Source organism: Leeuwenhoekiella aestuarii (assembly GCF_004104055.1).
In the GTDB taxonomy this organism is placed as follows: domain Bacteria; phylum Bacteroidota; class Bacteroidia; order Flavobacteriales; family Flavobacteriaceae; genus Leeuwenhoekiella; species Leeuwenhoekiella aestuarii.
In genome coordinates this window covers 59,671-78,707 of sequence record NZ_QOVJ01000008.1, presented here as the reverse complement: position 1 = coordinate 78,707, position 19,037 = coordinate 59,671, and the positions used below count along the sequence as shown (strand labels likewise).

The following is a 19,037-nucleotide window of genomic DNA, read 5'->3' as shown; positions in this document are numbered from 1 at the left end:
GAATAGCATCCTTTTTTTTACACAATATTTTTAGGTAATACTAGTTTACTAATCTTATTCCTAACTATTGATGAGGAGAAGTCCACCCTATAATCTCCTCTTAAAGCTTCTAATTGATTAGGTTTTGATACATCTTAACTGAAAGTTCGCTTGGTTGTAACTAATGAATATGATTTCTCTCTGACAGGAACTGTAAAGAGGTTTTGGTAAAAATTTGTTGCTATTATTTTTTTATCTCTATTTGTTTGCCATATGTCTAAAAGATTTTCGTAATTATCATACTAAATTTTTGGAAGATATTGAGAGTTTTGACCTAAAGAAAAGATCTTTCTTTAAACTATCTAATCAAGCAATCTGTAATAAATTCTATATTCTAGAACCGTCCGCTATTGTATAAGTTAATATTATGTGTTTGATGTTTGCAGGGCAAATGTTTTCTAGGCTTATTGCCTAATTTTAATAACCAAAAACTTAATGCCTAGAACGACTCTGGCGATTGCCTCTATAAGCTTATTTTGCCTTTAACCAACATCGTTTAGCCCTTTAATTTTTAGAAATCTCTATCACTATTCTGACATTTTAGAGATAATTGTCTTCTTATTATAACAGAAATCTTCGATTTTCATTTCCGAATCTTACTATTCAAGCCTAAAGAATATTTGTGTATAATTAGACCCACCTTATGACAATCTAATCTTATTTCTCTTAAAAGTTTAAAGAACAGAAAAGATTACGGTGATATAAGATATATAGTTTTTAATAATCAAATATTTATAATTTTTCATGAACTCTAATCCCATCTTTTTTTATTATATATGCAGGAACTCCAACTACAGTGCAATTAGGAGGTACATTTTTTACAACAACAGCATTAGCTCCTGCCTTTGAATTATTGCCTATATGAACTTTACCAATTATTTTAGCACCTGCATTTATTACAACATTATCACCCAATATCGGAGAGTCTGTAGCATTAGAAAACCCAACTGTAACTTGCTGATTAATCCAGCAATTTTTACCTATTGACTTAGCAGCAATAATAGTAGCAAAACCATGCTGAATAAATAATCCAGGTCCGATATCTTTAGTAATTATAAATAACGAATTCAATGGAGGACAAATCCATTTGATAAAGTTTGAACTTATCCCAATTCTTCTGTAAAATAAATTTCTAAACTCAGGATAGAAAGTCATTATTTTAACAAATCCATATTTTTCCGTTTCTCCTGTTATAGATATCCAGCGCTTAAGATCATATTTTATAATCTCATTGTTTTTACTGAAATTGAAGAAAATTATATGTGGGATTAATCGGATAAAACTTATTACAAGTAATGTTCTTCTCATACGCAATTTTTTACTCTTTGTATTGATTGGCTTGTTTTTATTTGCTTAAATATAATATATATCCATGTTATAAGGTCTTTTTATATATTGGGGAATTAAAATTTAAGGATAAACAATAGTAAAATTTGTTTTTGAAATGTCTTTAGGTTATATCTCATTTTTTGAAATTGGCGTTTATTAGTATAGAAACAGAGTTTTAGCTTTATAGAATAAATTGTATTTTACCCTAATTATATAAATCCCTATGATAACATTTAATTTGTGAAAAATTATACCATTAACTAATGGTAAATAAGCTAATTGAGTTAGGATATTAATGTTTGAGTGTTTTGTGGTATTTGATGCTTAAAAAAAATCAAAATAAGCTAACTATAAGGGTTGGTTAGTTTAATCCTCTACTCATTGATGTTTATAGTTTAGTTTTTTTGACCTACCATCTCCCGGCTCAGACGTAACACTAAAAGGAAGCCCATTGGCTAATCTTCGAGATACGCAGCAAGTTCTTCAACATCCAACCCGCAATAGGAAGCGAATTCACCTACTGTTATAAACTGATGCGGTTGTTTGCCCAAATAACACTTAATATCCGCCAACAGTTTTCTTCCATACCGCTCACTGCGTCCGGTGATGCACTGCACGTCTTTAGGAAAAATACACAAGCGTTGGGTTTTCATAATCGGTTTAAGCTGTAATCGAACCCCAAACCTCCTAAGAATAATTCACAATCTTTCGGTATGCCTTTCGGAGTACCGATAAAATTTAACACAAACCAGTACCCGTTGAGAGGTTTAGACACCGTAATCCTTGCATTTAAAATCTGGAATCGTGAACCGGCAAAGCTTTGGCTTCGATACCAATTTTACTGCGCTTCGCTCTGTAAAATTCACTTAGCCACCGCTATTATGAGTTTATTATTCCTTTACAAAAATCCAACTCAGCATGCTGAAAACTGAATACCGAGATTGCCTAATGATTTCTGATTATCGGACTCTGAAATCGAACCCGAACTTTGCAATCCTAAAAAACCCTTCCTCCAGACCTCAATCTGAAAGAAGGGTTTAATCACTCCAAAATCACACTAATGCGATTCCTGGTTAGGGTCACTTCGTTTCAAAAACCGTTTTTGTAAATACTTAAAAAGAACTTTTAAAACCATAGAAACCACAAAGCTCACACAGGCACCGACTCCCGCAAGTATAATCGCTTCCAGCAGCGTATCGCGTTGCAGGCTGGGAAGGGCTGCGGCAAGCGTTCCGCCCAGGGTACCCAGTTTTAAAGAAGCCGAGTTACTGTTCATCAGCTTTCTGCTGCTCCGTTTCCGAAGCTGCATCGGCAACCACCGCCTGACTCACCGCAGCAACGACACCTCCGGCGACGACCGCATACCCGGCAAGACTGAGCAGTACCGCAGGAAGCGCCACGGGTGCAGCGAGTACCGCTGCTCCACCGCTGGCCAGGCTAATCCCCACCGCCCGCAGGATGCGGAAAAACCGCGGGGTGGGTTTTTGATAACGTTCTAAGATATTCATGAGCATTATAGGTTACAGTTAAATATACAGCCTCCTGGCGTTCCACCGCATCGCGGTGTATTACCAGTAATCGCTCTAAAGCCCTTCGGGAATGTAATCCGCGTGCAATACCACTAAGTTCAGATACCGGGGCAATACACCCCTGCAATTCTCCTAAGGCATCATTAGCAGGATGCAGTAAGATCAAACTGCGTTGCGGTACATCAACCAGAATGAGGTGATTTCCAAACTTGTTAGAAATACGCGGTTTTACTTCATACCGGCCTTCAGGGATGCAGGATACATTCCTGCGATTCTCCCGCCAGGGGAGCTCGATGGTAAAGCACCTGAATTTCCCGTTTACAAAGAGTGCCCCAAGCGTTCCGGTTTTGAAATAACTGCGTTGCAGCACCCACTCCATACTAAGCAGGTTGATCGGTTTGCACCACAGTCATCGCATTATACGTGCCGTTTTGCAGCGGATACATGGTGCCGTTTACCTCCTGAAAAAATTCGATACTCAAGACCTGCACCACAGCAAGGGGACTGTTAGCGGTAATCTCAAGGTCGAGATCCATAGCCGCTACCGGGGCATTGTTGTAGGGCAAAATACCCGAATCGACAGCTTTGAACAGCGAGGTTTCCTTATCAAAGTCCAGCTCACTAACCCCGGCACTGAGTTTAAAGTGCGTGGCACCTGCAGGCGCAGCGATCTGTACTTCCGGGTTAAAAGCTTCTAATGCGAGTCCCACACTTCCTGTAGCACGGTCGAAACTCCCTACAAAGGGGACGGGAAAGGTGGTTTTGAACGGCGAGTTGCCGTTAAAATCAAAACCGTTGAGAAAGCCCAGGTTGCCCAGGGTCAGGTTCCGACTTCCGCGAGGCGAGACCGTATCGGTTTTGATGATCGCCAGCAACACGGTCGTCAAGCGGCTCACGACTTTAGGGTCTTTAGCCTGCTGCAGCATGACCTGTATCGCGTTGCGCAGCAGTTTTCCCCCTTTTGCAGCACGTCCGAATTCGGCGCCGTTTTCCCGGGTGCGCTTGAACGCAGGATTGGTAGCGATACGCTTTCGATTGATCCCACCTTTGAAACGGGCCCTATGTCCGTCTCCACTTTTGTAAAAGGCAATATCTCCGATAGTGCCCTCCAACTTGATAATTCCAGCTTGTTTAGCCATAGTAAAAAAGTTTTTGATTAAGCCACAAAGAAAGCGGGCTTAAGCCTTGAAAACCAGCAGCTCGGTATATCTGTGCCGATTTTGCCGATACTGCCGACTGTTCCTCCTTTTTACGCAATTTTAAGCGTGCAATCCGGAGTAAATTACCTTGGGTAAGCTGTCTGTTGCCAAAGGCATGCCCCCCGAAGTGTGGTCTGTATGCGGAGGATTTGTTTGCTTATTTAGAGTAGTCGGCAGGCTTATAGATTAGTTAAGGCTTAGGTGTAATGGAACGCGATGCAATCGCGCACATACTGAGATTTGTTTGATAGTAAACTTGTAGCTGCCAGAAAGGGTATGAGATACAATCGCACTAACCAGTTGATGATTAGTTAAGTTAAAGCGTCGGGAGATAAAGGCAGGACTATTAGCTTTTTTTATAAATACGTTGTTTGCCGTTTTTAGCAATGGTCAAAAGTTGCTCGTCAACTTTGCGCTTTAAAATCACGGATACGGCCGAGGTAGTCGTTTTTATTTGATAAACTTCATTCAGCTCCGAAACCACATCTTTAGCAGTGCGTCCTTGGTTAAAATAATCACTTGCGACAAATCCCTCGATCCGCTGCGTAAGTCGCGTTTTTTCGGCGCGTGCGGCAGATAATTTAAAGCGGGGCTCTAATTTAATAGAAAAGTCAAAAGCTTTAGTTGGATGTAAATCCAGCGCCTGACAGATCGCAATTACATAGGACAATGAACTCTCCTCACCAGCTTCGATATTTCGAATGGTTTGCGCAGAAAAACCGGTCATTTCAGAAACATCTTCCACAGACAGTTCTAGTGCTTCACGTTGTTTCGTTAGGTTAGCTCCCAGTTTAACTAAGGACAGTTCGTCTTTATATCTTGACATATATCAAATAGAATAATCTATATAGCAACAAAAAATATATTATAAATTGTATTTGTTGTTAAATAGATTTATTATATATTTACTTCATAATTAAATATTTGCGAACCTTCTATAACTAAAATATTAGAAGCATTCGCTTTGAATCTCGATTCGAAAACTGGTGATTTTTAAACAACGAGATGATAAGCTATGATGTTCACGACCGCGGGCGTGGGTCATTCGGCTTATTGTGTATAGGTAACCAGTACCTCGAATCGATAAGTTGAATCACGCCCTTTTTTGTATTAAGGGCTTTTGCAAAATCTTCAACTTACTTTTTCAAAGTCGTCTACTTCTCTTTATAAAGCTTCGCATCCTTTTTCCCCTACATCAATTAGGCCAAAATGGTCGCCATCCCGCACGGGGTGATGTGTTTAATTTTTTAAAGTGATTTTGCCTATGAGTTAACACATGGTGATATTCTTAATTTCTTGAGCTAACGGAAGCATTAGTTTGATCTAATAATGATTTAGGTACTATAGCGTCTTCCTTACTTTTCTTTAGCTCGCAGTCGCTTATTGGTTTTGGAGCTCGTGAATCTCCTATCGTCGATTTGCATTGTCCAAAGAAATCCTTCGACTATCGCTCAGGACAAGCTTAACAAAAGAAAAGACACTTTTTAATCTGTATCGCCTATTGGTTTTGGTCAGATTGAATGTGCCTATTGTAATTGGAATTCTTAGGATCATTAAGGTTGGGCACATTTCTTAGGTATTTTTCGCCTCAGGGCGAAAACCGCAATAAGTCCCCTAAATTTTCTCCAAGGCTTCGAAAATTTTTAACGGGAACTTCCTGCTATACTGAAGAAAAAGAGGACTAAAGAATTGTATTTCTTGATCTTAACGTTACTACACAACTAAGAACGAGATTCCTCTAGTCTTTCGGTTTGATGGCTCCTAAATCTCGTAGCTTCCTACGTCTATTCTGAACCGAGAGAGAACTAAAGAATGATATTCTTAGTTCCTATTGGAAACGGCCTACAAGAAGGTATCGTCAAATTTGAATTGAGCGGAACGTAGCAGGCGGTTCTGTTTGAAGCCGCCAGAGCGGCCGAGTTAAGCGTATGCAGTGCAGTGAACGATAAATTTAGATACCGTCTTGTGAGCCTTGATCTTTTGTTTTCCAGCGGCATCAACTCGCTCAAATACATGCTTTGCCGTATCAAGACAAAAGAGAAATCAAGCATAGAAGTAAGAATCTCACTTGGATAAAACCACTATGATGGAATAAAAAAACAATACATAAACCACAAAAAAACTAAAGATTTATGAAAAAAGCACGTGGTTACGGGGCCACGGTAGAATCCGCTAAGTCACCCGTGGGTTATGGGTTATTTCCCTACGAAGTAGCCTGTAGTTGGGTGGGGTTGCGTGCAGTGCAGGCAGCGTGGGCTTATACTGTTATGGTATAAGGACTGGTGTAGTAGCGAATTTTTTAATAACGTTATGACGTACTAAAATATGTAGAAGGTAAACGAGTTTGTTCCTTACTTTTTTTGCTAGTGAATATCCTAAATACATTGGATGCTTTAATTAAACCTTTCAGGTTTGAATAAGTACAAGTTCTATAGCATGTTCCTTACTTTTCTTTGCTTGTCCAAAGAAAAGTAACAAAAGAAAAGACACCCTCGCTTAGGAATTTTTCGCCTCAGGGCGAAAACCGCCTGGTCAGCTCCGCGTCGCTATCGCTCCTGTCCTTCGGAGCTTCCTGCGGCTATTCTGAACCGAGGGAGGGCATTCGTTTGACCCTTCGGGTTTGGATAGTTTAGTCATAAACACCGGTGAATTAGCCCTAAAAAAAGAGCTGCAGACCTTAGGGTCTGTGAAAAAGAGAAGCACCCGTTTACGGGTATTAAGCAAAAAAGCCTTCCCTCGAGATTGGCGTCTGCGGGAAGGCGTGCGCTTAAACAAAAACTATTGTTTAATATACACGACGAAGATATGAAAAATAAGACTACGCGCCTTACGGGGGTTGCGTTGCCGGGGCTGTTATGCCTTTTTATGAGCCTGAGTGCCCTGTGGGCCAGTGCCTCATCCCTTCAAAATCAGGTAACCGGAAGGATTACCGACACGAATGACCACCCCATCCCCGGGGTAAGTATTTCGCTAACGAATAGCAATATTGGTACCCAAACCGATATGGACGGGGAGTTCTCGATTTACGCTACTCCTCAGGATACCCTGCGTATCAGTTATATCGGGTTTAAGTCCCTCTTGCTGCCGGTGGGGAATCAAACCAGCTTTAGGATCACCTTACAGCAGGACATTACCGATCTGGGTGAAGTGACCATCAATGCGGGGTATTACAACACTACGCGCATGGAGCAAACGGGCAGTATCGCCCGGGTAACCGCTGAAGAGATCGAGCGGCAACCGGTGACCAATCCGCTAGCCGCTTTACAGGGCCGGATGGCGGGGGTATCTATCGTGCAGCGCAGCGGCGTACCAGGTAATGCACCTAGCATACAAATACGCGGACAAAACAGTCTTCGTAATAGTTTTGGCGACTCAGGTAACCTGCCGCTATACATTATTGACGGGGTACCTATAGACAGTGCCCCGCTTAACAGCTTTAGCGGGCTTACTGATGCCAATACGGGAGGGATAGACCCGCTCAATACCCTGAACCCTGCGAATATTGAAAGTATCGAAGTGCTTAAAGATGCCGATGCTACGGCGATATACGGTTCGCGTGGGGCCAATGGCGTAATCCTGATCAACACCAAAAAAGGTACAGGCGGAAAGCAAAAGACCCGTATCAACACGCAGGTCTATACCGGGGCCGGCACCGTACCCCGTAAACTGGATTTGATTAAAACAGCAGACTACATCAGTTTAAGGCAGGAAGCCTTTGCCAATGACGGAGCAACCCCTACGGAATCAAATGCCCCTGATTTGCTTTTGTGGGACACGGATCGGTATACCGACTGGCAGGAAACCTTGTTTGGTGGCACAGCAGCAACCACCGGGGTCAATCTGGGAGTCAGTGGTGGCAGTGCACTTACCTATTATAACCTGGGCGTGGGCTATCAACACGAGACTTCGGTCTTTCCCGGTGATTTCAATTATAATAAGCTTACCGCAAATCTGAGCCTCAATCACCGCAGCAGCGATGAGCGTTTTAAGTTGCAATTGAGTACTTCCTTTGGCAGTGACCGCAATCAGCAGTTTGATGGGAGCGGCTTTGTGAGTAGTGCTCTTACTTTAGCTCCTAATGCGCCCGCATTGTATACCGATACCGGAGAGTTGAACTGGGAAAATTCCAGTTGGAGTAATCCACTTGCCACTTTCTGCCGGGAGAGTGAAGCCCGAGTGCAGCAGCTCATCAGCAACCTGAGTCTAAGCTATGCCATCACCCCTGAACTGGAAGCGCGACTGAGTGCAGGTTATACCCTGCTTACCAGTGAAGAGCTTGTTGAGCAACCCATCCGGTTTTATGATCCGGCACTATGGGCGAATGCTCGTTCACGCTCCCTGCATATTACGGCTGGGCGCCAATCCTGGATTGTGGAGCCTCAACTCAATTATCGCAATACCTGGGGGAGGTTTAATCTGGATGCTCTGGCGGGAAGCACCTTTCAGCATCGCAAAAATACAGCACTCAATATAGTGGGTACAGGTTATGCAAATGACCAGCTACTGGGCAATCTGGCGGCAGCAGAGCAACTAAGCGCCACAGATAATACGACTCAGGAATACGCTTATGCAGCCGCTTTTGGGCGTATCGGTATCAATTACGCCCGTAAATACTATCTCAATCTAACCGGGCGTCGGGACGGCAGCAGCCGATTTGGTCCGTCCCGGCGTTTTGCCAGTTTTGGGGCTGTAGGAGGGGCGTGGATCCTGAGTGAAGAATATTGGCTGCAAAGTTTAAAGACCTTTTTATTCTTTGCCAAATTACGCGGGAGTTATGGTTCCGCCGGAAGTGATCAGATAGGGGATTATGGGTATTTGGATACCTATTCCGCCACTCCGGGCGGGGGAGGTTTGTATCCCACCCAACTGACCAATCCTATTTATTCGTGGGAGCGCAACCGTAAACTGGAATTGGCCTTAGAACTGGGTTTCCTGAACGACAAATTACGTTTTAATACGAGTTGGTACCGCAACCGCTCATCCAATCAGTTGGTGGGCTATAATCTGCCTGCCATCACGGGTTTTACCAGTGTACAGGCCAATCTGGATGCCACGGTAGAAAATACGGGTTGGGAGTTTGAAGCCGCTACCCATTTACACTCAGGGCGCTTTAACTGGCAGGCCTCGCTAAATGTAAGCATTCCTCAAAACCGACTGGTATCCTTTCCCGGCCTTGAAGAGAGTTCGTATGCCACGATGTACCGAGTAGGGGAGCCGCTCAACATACAACGGCTTTACCGGTTTACGGGGGTAAACCCGGAAACCGGATTGTATACCATTGAAGATGTAAATGAAGACGGGGTGTACAACTTTGATGACCGGATGGTAGCCAAAGATCTTACCCGAAGGCTCTTTGGCGGCTTTAGGAATCAGTTTACCTATGGGCGGCTGAGCCTTGATTTTTTATGGGAGTTTGTCGTACAGGACGGGCAGCAATTCTTTACCACGACTCCTCCCGGAAGACTTGGCGCTATACTGCAGGAAGATTACGACCGACGCTGGCAAAATTCGGGGGATGAGGCCGGAGTTCAAAAACCATCACAAGGTATAGCAGCTCTAATTGCTAATTCCAGATTTCGTAGTAGTGACGGCATTTATACCAATACCTCTTTTTTTAGACTGCGAACGCTAGGGCTTAGCTATGAGCTTCCTGCTGAAATGCTAGGTATAAACTCGTGTGTGGTGTTTTTGCAGGGGCAAAACCTGTTAACCCTGACCGCATACCGAGGCTTAGACCCTCAGTCACCCGGAACCACCTTACCCGCTTTACGCATGCTGACTGCGGGGCTTAAACTTAATTTTTAACGATATGAAACATTTTAGAAATAACCATCTACACCTGCTATGCATAGCGGTGTTCTTCCTGACATGCGCCTGTGAGCCTTTTGTGGAGGTAGATGTACCTAACGACCGCATCACCAGTGTTACGGTGTTTAGTGATGATGCCACCGCGCGCGAGGCGATGGATGGGGTGTATATCCAATTGTTTAATACCGCTTTTGCAGCAGGGGGCAACCAGAGCGTGAGCTTTCTGGGCGGGCTGTCTGGTGAGACCTATACGGTAACCAATGCGGCACCCGAGATGGAAGCCGTTGCCGGGCATCAACTGGAAGCAACAAACAGTTTGAATCTGGCCTTATGGTCTGGTGCCTACAATACGATCTATATGTGTAATGCGATTCTGGAGGGCGTTGCTGATAACAGCAATTTAAGTCGGGATACCCGTGCTGCCTTGGAAGGCGAATCCCGATTTATACGGGCGTTTACCTATTTCTATCTGAACAATTTATACGGGGATGTGCCTCTGATTACCCAAACCGATTATACCGGTAATGCCTTAAAAACCCGAAGTCCGCAGACTGAGGTCTACGATTTGATTTTGGAAGATTTAAACCGGGCAGCTGAACTATTGGATACCGGCTATCCTGATAATGAACGTACCCGGGCGAATCGCTTTACGGCTTTGGGCCTGCTGGCGCGGGTGCATCTGTATCTGGAAAACTGGGAGCAGGCGGAATCCTACAGCAGTGAAGTGCTGGCCGCTACTGATCTCTATGAGTTGCCTGATGATTTAAATACTGTGTTTTTAGCAAACAGTCCGGAGGCCCTGTGGCAGGTATCACAGGAGGGCTGGGGAGGCACCTTTACCCATACCCGCGATGGCAATCTGCTAATCCGCATCACCCCAACGGGAAGTCCGGTCAGCCTGAGTGAAACGTTTATGCAAGATTGGGAATCTGGGGATCTGAGGCAAGAAAACTGGATTGGGAGTTTTAGCAGTGCTGCTGAAACCTATTATTATCCCTATAAGTACAAGATACGCTATGATGCCAGTGCAGGGGCTTTAACCGAATACTCCATGATTATGCGCCTGGCGGAGCAGTACCTGATACGGGCAGAGGCCCGGACCCGACAGGGGAAACCGGAAGCGGCAGTAGCCGATCTGAATGCCATACGGGAGCGTGCCGGTCTGGAAGCACTGGTTTATACCCCGGCACTTACCCAGGAACAGCTGTTAGAGGAGCTGATGCAGCAGCGCGATCGCGAACTTTTTAGCGAATGGGGGCATCGCTGGCTGGATTTAAAGCGTACCGGCCAGGCCCTGGAAGTACTGGATGGAATACAGGAAACCGATTTGCTGTACCCCATCCCTGAAGACGAATTATTAAAGAACCCTAATCTCACTCAAAATGCAGGCTATTAAACATTTAAAACCATTGAATTTCTTTAACCTGGTGTGGATCTGTTTTCTGGTGTATAGTCCATTTACCTATGGTCAAACCAAAGCAGAGACCATCGAAACCGGTATCCGTAGGGGAACTTTGGATAACGGCATGCGGTATTTGATTCATTCTAAAGCAGCCTGGGATGGTAAGCCAATATCTATGCGTTTGTATGTTCAGACCGGTTCCGCAATGGAGCAGGAAGGACAGAGTAATATGGCTCATTTTATGGAGCATTTGCCCTATGCGGTTATACGTGATGAAGGCGAAGAAAATTATGAGATTGTTAGAGATGCTATACGCGTAAAAGACTTACACTTACAGGCTGCGACTTATAGAAATGTGACCACATATTATTATAAGTTTTCCCCGGAGTTTTTATCTCTTTATACGAAAGGGCTGGATTTATTTAGTAGTTTGGTAGGGGGTGAATTAGAACCTGTGCCAGAGGTTGTAATGTCTGAACAAGGGAGTTTATATCAGGAAATAGTTTCTAAAGGGCATACTAAAAACTTTAGAGTAATAGCAGGTTTGTCAAATGCTTCACTTGACCCGGTATCCCGAGAAGCTTTATACAATCATTTGCAAAGTTTCAACTGGGAAGAGGTGTCCAGGTTTTATAAAGACTGGTACCACCCTGAGCGGGCTACTTTATTATTAGTAGGACCCTTAAAAGACCTTGATGTTGTAAAGCAGGACATTCAAACCTATTTTGGAACACTTAAAACCTCTATTGGCAGGCCCTGGGAGAATTATAAATCAGAATATTTCAAACGTCCCAATCAATTCTTAAAATTAAAGAAAGAAGAAGTGGAGGAGTTTGAAATCCAAGAGAGTGAAATCTATTTATATTGGAGAAACCAAATCCCTCCCAAATCGGAACCTAAAGCCTTACAGCAAAAGTGGATGTATGAAATGTTGTATGAACTTATTGAAGATTACCTGCGACAAATTCCAGCTACCTATGACCTGCATTATACGCTGGGAATTGATAAATCTGGCGAACTGCCTGCACTGGGACTGGAGCTAAAAACTTTTACGGGAAGGGAACGGGAAGCTGTGGAGGAAGTGGCAGCCGCCCTTAATCAGCTTAAAGAACAAGGGATTGCAGAGGTAGTTTTTCAAAAGCAAAAGCAGAATATACTGGATGCTACAAATCGAAAGGATACGAATGCTCTGGCAGCAGTATTAAGTACTTATAATCAACGCATGCTGGCAGAAGAATCTTTAGAGCTTAATCAGCTTGCTTTAAAGAAGAACTGGTTAAATGGGCTCTCGTATGATATTGTAAATTCGGAGCTAAAAGCCTTTTTAGAAGACGGGCCTCAGGATATTGGGATTTTAGCTCCTAAAGGAGCGTCTGTATTGCAGCTGAGTGAAACTCAATTTCGCAGCTGGCTGGATGAGGCTAAGCGTATGAATACGGAAGCCGATGAGGAGCATGAAACTAAGCTGATAGCTGATTCCCTGATCGCACAGTTAACTCAAAAAAAATCTAAAGATTTGGGTAGTGATGCTTTAGGAGGAAGTGTGCTGCAACTGGCTAATGGAGCGCGGGTTATACTTAACCCTCAGGTGGGTGCCTCCCTAAAATTACATGGCTTTCGCAATGTAGGTGCAAGTAACCTGAATAAAACAGACTTTATAAAAGCCCAGCTCGTACCCAAGTGGGTACATACCTCGGGGGCGGGTGCTTATACCCATTTTGAAATGCAACAAATGCTTACCGATCTGGGAATGATTTACGGAAAAGCCTTGTATGTAAACCAGAGAGAATCCGGTATAAAACTGCAAGCCCCGGCCCAACGTCTTGAAGCTTTATTACAACTTGCATATTTGTATTTGTCTGCACCCCGGGAAGATCCTGAAGCCTTTAGGTATTGGAAAGAGGACGAATTCTTATTTTATAAAAGTCCACCTTACGGGAGGGAGGAATATGATTTAACCGTATTGAGTAAAAAAGCTCTTGATGAAGTAAATCCCGGATTGACAGCTGGGGAACGTTATAAGTCAGTAAGGCAATCTACTATGACCGAATTAAAACACATGTATCAAAATTTATTTCAACATCCTCAAGAGTTTGTGTTTCTGCTGAGTGGAGATTTTAAGGAAGCCGAAGTCATACCTCTTTTGGAAACCTATTTGGGAAATTTACCGGTATCTGATCATCAAATAAAACGGGAAGAAATAGAGGTGAATACCTTACCTATAGGGCCTTTAAAAAAGGTATATACCATTCCAGGTATACTCCCTTCAGACCTAAATCTTAAAATTCAATATTCCTATCCTATATCCCGTGATGATTGGCAGTCACAGGTAGATTTAAAACTAATAAGCCAAGTAATAGCAACCCGACTTAAGGAACTGCGCAATGTAAAAATGAGGGGACTTTATTTAATGGGTACTGTAAGTTCTGTAGATCTGAAATCGCAACGCGGAAATCTGGTATTCGTACTGCCTACTCTTAAAGGGATGGAAGATATACTGATTGGTGATGTAGAGGAGCTAATAAAATGGTTTCAGGAGCATCCTGTTTCGGAACAGGAATTAAATAGTATAAAGAGTAACCTGTATGTATCAAGTATTATTGGAAACTCTGTTTCAGAAAAAGCATACCGTTATTATAAATGGGAACTAGAAACTCCAAAACCGGAATATATAGAAGGCTATTTAAATACAATTAGTCCAAAGGATGTACAGCAGATACTGCAGCAAAAGTTAGTGCCAGCCCAAAGGTATATTTTTATGGGTCAGGGAACTGTAAAATCACTGGAATAAATTAAAAGCCCCATAGTTATGGCTATGGGGCTTGTTTCCTATCGAACTAATTAGTTCGACGGCGGTGTTCCCGGAAGTATATAGTACTCTTCAGAGCCGCTATGCTTTTTAGTAGTAAGCGACATATCGGTATATACATCGAAAACTCGCAGTTGCGGATCATCCTCAAAAATTACCTGGCAATTTACTTCAGTACCTTGACAAGGTTCCGAACCTAATTGTGTTGGAGTACCATTCACGTTAATCCAACCGTTTGCTACAGTAGCGGTATTGGCAAAAGCCAGACCTACTGCCAGCCCCAGTGTCATCACCGGGATCATTATTTTAGACTTTTTCATAATAAAAAGTATTAAAAGATTATGCCTACTCGAATTCGAAGGTTTTCGGCTCCCCCTTATCATCACGCGCATGATTAACTATTGTTATTCTTATTTCTATTGTTATGAGTGGGGCGGATTCGTGGAACTGCGATAGTACACCCCTGTGATAGCCAATGCAGTAAAAAGCAGATTGAATATCAGGTGTTGCTGCCAGGTGAAGTTATTGATGATCCCTCCACAGGAGCAGGGCAGATCCGGGCTAAAACTGATCATCCCGGCTATATATGCTGTAAATACGCTCATCACTAATGCAGAACCCAATAACCCCATACTACGAGTCTTGGATACCAACAACAAGCCGGCAAGGCTGTATTCTACAAGTGGGATGATATAGACCAGTATCCCGGCCATCGGTTTTAGAAAGCTTACCTGACTTAGCTGTACTTTAAACTGGTCAAACTCCAGCAGCTTAGCCGTGGCGGCATAGACCCAGAGCAGGATGAAGAAGCTTATTACTCCCTGGCTTATAATTTGCTTGATAGGTCTTCTTGTAGACATGATAAAAACTTTATGAGTTAAAGTTATTTTATCTATCTGATAATCAGTAAAGTATGCGGGATTGAAACTAAAGCCTAAGGGATTATTTGTTTTTTTTTCGGTAATGACTGGGTGCAACACCAAATTCTTTTTTAAAGACCTGTCCAAAATGGATGTACGATTTAAATCCGGTTTTAATCGCAATGCAGGAGAGTTGATCTGTTGTCGTGCGAATGAGATGCCGGGCTTTGTATAAGCGCTGCTTCAATTGGTATTTAAACACACTGGTCTGGTAAAGCTCTTTAAAGCCTTTTTTAAGCTTGTATTCATTGAGCCCAAAACGCAGCCCCAGCAGTTTTAAAGAAGCTATGCGAACCTCGGGGTTCTCCCTGAGATAGGCTTTTACTTTTTGAATGTTTTGAATGTCTTGCGTGTTCTTGAGTACCTCGAGTTTGCGTACCGGATAGTCTTCTTGTATAAAATCGTCTTCTTTGATCAACGGGTTGTGGCTTTGAATGCGGGAAGCCACCACCAGGAAGTTACCCGCTACCGCATCGTAGTCCAATCTAAAGAGGGTGCATTCCAGCGGTACCAGCAGGTCATCGGCAGCCAGCAATTCGAGTTTGCAGGGGATGTGGGACTGATGCTGTTTTTGGAGTGTCTTTAAGCGTTTTTTAAAGGTTTGTTGAGCTGCTTCCGTTAATACGTGGGCAAAGTTTTGATCGACTAAGGGGCTCCCGGTGTCAAGGTCAAAGTTTGTAGACAGGATGCGGTGTTGTGGATCGATTAAAAAGAGGTAATGGTCAACGTTAAAAATGCTGTGGGCCGGCGCATTGAATACAAAGGGATTATAGGAGACTTCTAACTCCTGCGCGAGCATATTGAGCAGGGCAGCAATGGCTTGGGTCTCACTGTTTTGATCTGTGCGGGGGATGCGGTAATTGAAATTACCCTTAGCCATCTCCAGGATCATCGTTTTGATTTGTTTGGCGTGTGTGTTTAAGTGTTTCATAGTTTAAGCGGTGTTAGCTTAAAGGATCAGAGGTTGCTGTAGCTTTTTAAAAAGGAGTAGGCCGATCGTATGTCGACCACCAATTGGGTAGGGATTTTACCTGTGCCGTTCTTTAAATAAAATTGCATCATCACTTCTGAAACGGGATAATTTACCCGAAACGCCAGTGCATGTATGAGATCATTACCCATTCGTGAGAGATAGTCACGGGCTTCTTTGTCGGAGTCAATAATAGTACGCACATCGCAATATACCGGATAAGCCTTGCCGGTTTGTAAGGCAAGACGATCGTGTACCACCTGTTCTGCTATGTGTAGGGTTAGGCAGGCTTGGGGTTTGTAATATAAAAACAGGATTCCCGCTTTAATCCGATATTCAGCATACGCGTTTTCATAATCAGGACGCATGGTGAACATATTTTGGTAGGATAAAAATATCAAAAAACCCTTCTAATTAGTTAGTTGTAACGGATTTAATCTAAAGTATGAGGGATTTTTTTTTAACTCATTGTTTTCAAACTAAAGTCTCAGGGATAAAAAGTAAAGTATTAGGGAATATTTTTAGGTAAACCGGAAGGTCTGGCATTCAGCATATTAATAATTGGTTAGTTTTCATCTGAAATAACCAAACTTCTTTACTATGGCTCAAATCAAACACAACCATTTTCTGGATACCGTTGCTAAAGTGATCACCGAAGCCAAGGCTGAAGGTATTGTACATTTGCGTGCCGAAGATGCGCGGCTTAGCGGCCGATTGCTTACCGTAAAGGGAAAAGCCTGTTATCATTTTGGGAATACGGGATATCTGGGACTGGAACAGGACAACCGGCTCAAAATGGGGGCCGTGCGGGCCATCTCGCGCTACGGTACCCAATTCCCCCTATCGAAAACCTATATCTCTCACCCGCTCTATGAAGAACTGGAAGAAAAGCTGGAGTTGCTCTTTGAAAACCCGGTAATCATCACCAAGAACAGCACCCTGGGCCATCTGGCGGTAATCCCTACGGTGGTGCGGGATGAAGATGCCGTGCTCCTGGATCATCAGGTGCACTGGAGCGTGCAAAATGCTGCTCAGCTGCTTAAAGTACGGGGAATACCGGTACAACTCGTACGGCATAACAATCTGGAAATGCTGGAAAGCCTGATCCAAAAACTTTCTTCTAAAGTTTCTAAAATCTGGTATATGGCTGATGGGGTGTACTCGATGTTCGGGGACTATGCCCCCGTTAAGGAATTGATCGAACTCTCTAAGAAATACCCGCAGCTATACCTGTATTTTGATGATGTACACGGCATGAGCTGGAAAGGTAAAAATGGGAGGGGGTATGTGATGAGTCAGCTGGAAACCCTGCCGGAACATGTTTTGGTATTCGGCACCCTGAGTAAAAGCTTTGGGGCGTCGGGCTCCGTTCTGGTCTGTTCACATAAGAAGTTTTACAATCAGATCAAAAACTTCGGGGGACCATTAACCTTCTCGGCCCAGTTAGAACCCAGTGCGGTAGGAGCAGCCATAGCCTCGGCAAATATTCATTTATCTGACGAGATCTATCAGTTGCAGGAAGCGCTTAAAAACCGCATTGATTATTTCAATCAGCAGCTGGCTGAAGCACATTTACCGCTTATTGCGCGTAACAGTTCTCCTGTATTCTATATAGGCACGGGCCTGCCGGCTACGGGCTATTATCTTGTAAAACGCCTGATGGAGGAAGGTATTTATGTAAACCTGGGCTTATTTCCCGCGGTACCTGCTAAAAATACCGGACTTCGTATTACCCTCTCCAATCACAATGCATTGGATGATATTGATCATCTGGTTGAGCAATTAGTCCGCTACTATGATACCACTTTGTGGGTTACGCACAATTCCCGTTCCCGGGTAGGGAAGGCCTTCGGTATGGATCTTACCGCTTTAAAACCTTTTGCCACCAATAATCAGGATTTACAACTTCAGGAATTTAAAACCATTACTGAGACTGATTACTCCCACTGGGATTATACGCTGGGAACAACCCATATGCTGAATCAGGATGGGCTGGCTTATCTGGAACAAAGCTTTACGCAGGCTCAACAACCGGAGCACAACTGGCGCTTTAGGTATGTACAAATTGTAGATGACGCCAACTGCCCCGTACTGGTGACTTTTTTAACCGAAAGCCTCTGGAAAAACGATATGCTGGCTCCGGCTTCGGTTTCTCAAGAACTGGAAAAGCAACGCGAAGCCGATCCTTATGTACAGACCTCCCGGGTGCTGTCTCTGGGCTGCTTGTTTACCGAAGGAAACCACCTGTACCTGAATGAAGCACATCCACAGGTCGAACTGGCCTTAACCCAATTGCTGGAATATATTGAAAACCTGGCACATACATGGAAGGTTTCTATGACCGTACTGCGGGATTTTGATCTGAATTACAACTGGTCAAAAGCAATTCAGGATCAGGGATACATCCCTATCGATATGCCCGATAGCTGTGTATTGCAGGATTTGCATGATAAAGAGGCCGCAGATTATACGCAATACCTTTCTAAACGTTCCCAAAAGCATTTTAAGAAAGCTATTGAACCCTATTTAAGTCTGGTCAACTCTAACGTGGTTCAACGGGTTAGCCGTAAAAATATAAAAGCTTACTACCAGCTGTATCTACAGGTTAAATCAAAGAATTACGGCCTGAACACCTTTACGTATCCCCTTGAGGCATTTGAAGCGATGCGTACCCATCCCAATTGGGAATGTATACTGCTTAAGGCTGTTGCCGATGACCGCTTGCTGGGCGTTATGTTTTGTTATAAAAATTATGCCGGCACCTATGTTCCCAGTTTAATCGGTTTGGATTACCGGTATCTTGAGGAATTTCAAACCTACAGGCAGCTCTTGTATCAAACCATTTTAAGAGCCCGGAAATTGGATATGAAGCAGGTTGACTTTGGGATGAGTGCTAATTTTGAAAAGCGGAAACTGGGGGCAACTGTTATTCCCAAACAGGCCTTTGTGCAAACTGACGATAATTTTCTTCTGGAGCACTTAGAAATGATGCGTACGGCTCACTCCGTTTAACGTTTAAGTAACCAACCGGT

The 19,037-nt window shown here is 43.5% G+C and carries 14 protein-coding genes; 4 read left to right on the top strand and 10 right to left on the bottom strand.

The features are described 5' to 3' along the window. Nucleotides 1-771: 771 nt before the first annotated feature. From DSM03_RS15865 to DSM03_RS15835, 6 genes are all read right to left on the bottom strand, one after another. Nucleotides 772-1,347 carry a serine O-acetyltransferase gene (locus DSM03_RS15865; RefSeq protein ID WP_128763353.1) on the bottom strand — a complete coding sequence of 192 codons (576 nt, stop codon included), beginning with the start codon at nt 1,345-1,347 and terminating at the stop codon, nt 772-774. 476 nt (nt 1,348-1,823) lie between these two features. Continuing rightward, the gene (locus tag DSM03_RS15860) at nt 1,824-2,021 is read right to left on the bottom strand and encodes a hypothetical protein (protein WP_128763352.1); all 198 of its coding nucleotides are present in this window, start codon (nt 2,019-2,021) and stop codon (nt 1,824-1,826) included. 404 nt (nt 2,022-2,425) lie between these two features. After that, on the bottom strand, nt 2,426-2,644 hold the full coding sequence (locus DSM03_RS15855; RefSeq protein WP_128763351.1) for a hypothetical protein: 219 nt from the start codon (nt 2,642-2,644) through the stop codon (nt 2,426-2,428). Between the two features lie 161 nt (nt 2,645-2,805). Continuing rightward, nucleotides 2,806-3,276 (bottom strand): DUF5675 family protein, encoded by a 471-nt coding sequence (locus DSM03_RS15845; protein WP_128763349.1) that lies wholly within the window; start codon nt 3,274-3,276, stop codon nt 2,806-2,808. 1 nt (nt 3,277) lies between these two features. After that, nucleotides 3,278-4,036, bottom strand: coding sequence for a hypothetical protein (locus DSM03_RS15840; RefSeq protein ID WP_128763348.1), 759 nt, complete (start codon nt 4,034-4,036; stop codon nt 3,278-3,280). Nucleotides 4,037-4,442: 406 nt separating this feature from the next. Further along, on the bottom strand, nt 4,443-4,922 hold the full coding sequence (locus tag DSM03_RS15835; protein ID WP_128761906.1) for a helix-turn-helix domain-containing protein: 480 nt from the start codon (nt 4,920-4,922) through the stop codon (nt 4,443-4,445). A 1,979-nt stretch (nt 4,923-6,901) separates the two neighbouring features. Between DSM03_RS15835 and DSM03_RS15830 the strand changes: the two genes are divergently transcribed. Genes DSM03_RS15830 through DSM03_RS15820 form a run of 3 tightly spaced genes read left to right on the top strand, consistent with a single transcriptional unit; the run spans nt 6,902 to nt 14,097 of the window. Then, a complete protein-coding gene (locus DSM03_RS15830) occupies nt 6,902-9,901 on the top strand; it encodes a SusC/RagA family TonB-linked outer membrane protein (protein WP_128763347.1) in 3,000 nt (999 codons plus the stop codon). Between the two features lie 4 nt (nt 9,902-9,905). Then, nucleotides 9,906-11,300 (top strand): RagB/SusD family nutrient uptake outer membrane protein, encoded by a 1,395-nt coding sequence (locus tag DSM03_RS15825; RefSeq protein WP_128763346.1) that lies wholly within the window; start codon nt 9,906-9,908, stop codon nt 11,298-11,300. Then, a complete protein-coding gene (locus tag DSM03_RS15820; RefSeq protein ID WP_128763345.1) occupies nt 11,287-14,097 on the top strand; it encodes a M16 family metallopeptidase in 2,811 nt (936 codons plus the stop codon). Before DSM03_RS15825 ends, DSM03_RS15820 begins: the two co-directional genes overlap by 14 nt. Before the next feature lie 50 nt (nt 14,098-14,147). Here DSM03_RS15820 and DSM03_RS15815 read toward each other — a convergent pair whose 3' ends face one another. The 4 genes from DSM03_RS15815 to DSM03_RS15800 all read right to left on the bottom strand — a co-directional run bounded on the left by DSM03_RS15815 (nt 14,148) and on the right by DSM03_RS15800 (nt 16,382). Continuing rightward, the gene (locus tag DSM03_RS15815) at nt 14,148-14,435 is read right to left on the bottom strand and encodes a DUF6520 family protein (protein WP_128763344.1); all 288 of its coding nucleotides are present in this window, start codon (nt 14,433-14,435) and stop codon (nt 14,148-14,150) included. A 102-nt stretch (nt 14,436-14,537) separates the two neighbouring features. Beyond that, complete coding sequence (locus tag DSM03_RS15810; protein WP_128763343.1) at nt 14,538-15,095, bottom strand: MauE/DoxX family redox-associated membrane protein; 558 nt, start codon at nt 15,093-15,095, stop codon at nt 14,538-14,540. Then, nucleotides 15,058-15,966, bottom strand: coding sequence for a helix-turn-helix domain-containing protein (locus DSM03_RS15805; protein ID WP_128763342.1), 909 nt, complete (start codon nt 15,964-15,966; stop codon nt 15,058-15,060). Before DSM03_RS15805 ends, DSM03_RS15810 begins: the two co-directional genes overlap by 38 nt. Before the next feature lie 26 nt (nt 15,967-15,992). After that, complete coding sequence (locus tag DSM03_RS15800) at nt 15,993-16,382, bottom strand: DUF7793 family protein (RefSeq protein ID WP_128761913.1); 390 nt, start codon at nt 16,380-16,382, stop codon at nt 15,993-15,995. 223 nt (nt 16,383-16,605) lie between these two features. Between DSM03_RS15800 and DSM03_RS15795 the strand changes: the two genes are divergently transcribed. Next, a complete protein-coding gene (locus DSM03_RS15795; protein ID WP_128763341.1) occupies nt 16,606-19,017 on the top strand; it encodes an aminotransferase class I/II-fold pyridoxal phosphate-dependent enzyme in 2,412 nt (803 codons plus the stop codon). Nucleotides 19,018-19,037 lie beyond the last annotated feature (20 nt).

What these genes read in the sequence shown, in the direction of transcription:
- DSM03_RS15835 (WP_128761906.1), bottom strand. Translation starts at nt 4,922, where the DNA reads ATGTCAAGATATAAAGACGAACTGTCCTTAGTTAAACTGGGAGCTAAC.
- DSM03_RS15855 (WP_128763351.1), bottom strand. Translation starts at nt 2,644, where the DNA reads ATGAACAGTAACTCGGCTTCTTTAAAACTGGGTACCCTGGGCGGAACG.
- DSM03_RS15795 (WP_128763341.1), top strand. Translation starts at nt 16,606, where the DNA reads ATGGCTCAAATCAAACACAACCATTTTCTGGATACCGTTGCTAAAGTG.
- DSM03_RS15805 (WP_128763342.1), bottom strand. Translation starts at nt 15,966, where the DNA reads ATGAAACACTTAAACACACACGCCAAACAAATCAAAACGATGATCCTG.
- DSM03_RS15865 (WP_128763353.1), bottom strand. Translation starts at nt 1,347, where the DNA reads ATGAGAAGAACATTACTTGTAATAAGTTTTATCCGATTAATCCCACAT.
- DSM03_RS15815 (WP_128763344.1), bottom strand. Translation starts at nt 14,435, where the DNA reads ATGAAAAAGTCTAAAATAATGATCCCGGTGATGACACTGGGGCTGGCA.
- DSM03_RS15840 (WP_128763348.1), bottom strand. Translation starts at nt 4,036, where the DNA reads ATGGCTAAACAAGCTGGAATTATCAAGTTGGAGGGCACTATCGGAGAT.
- DSM03_RS15845 (WP_128763349.1), bottom strand. Translation starts at nt 3,276, where the DNA reads ATGGAGTGGGTGCTGCAACGCAGTTATTTCAAAACCGGAACGCTTGGG.
- DSM03_RS15825 (WP_128763346.1), top strand. Translation starts at nt 9,906, where the DNA reads ATGAAACATTTTAGAAATAACCATCTACACCTGCTATGCATAGCGGTG.
- DSM03_RS15800 (WP_128761913.1), bottom strand. Translation starts at nt 16,382, where the DNA reads ATGTTCACCATGCGTCCTGATTATGAAAACGCGTATGCTGAATATCGG.
- DSM03_RS15820 (WP_128763345.1), top strand. Translation starts at nt 11,287, where the DNA reads ATGCAGGCTATTAAACATTTAAAACCATTGAATTTCTTTAACCTGGTG.
- DSM03_RS15830 (WP_128763347.1), top strand. Translation starts at nt 6,902, where the DNA reads ATGAAAAATAAGACTACGCGCCTTACGGGGGTTGCGTTGCCGGGGCTG.
- DSM03_RS15860 (WP_128763352.1), bottom strand. Translation starts at nt 2,021, where the DNA reads ATGAAAACCCAACGCTTGTGTATTTTTCCTAAAGACGTGCAGTGCATC.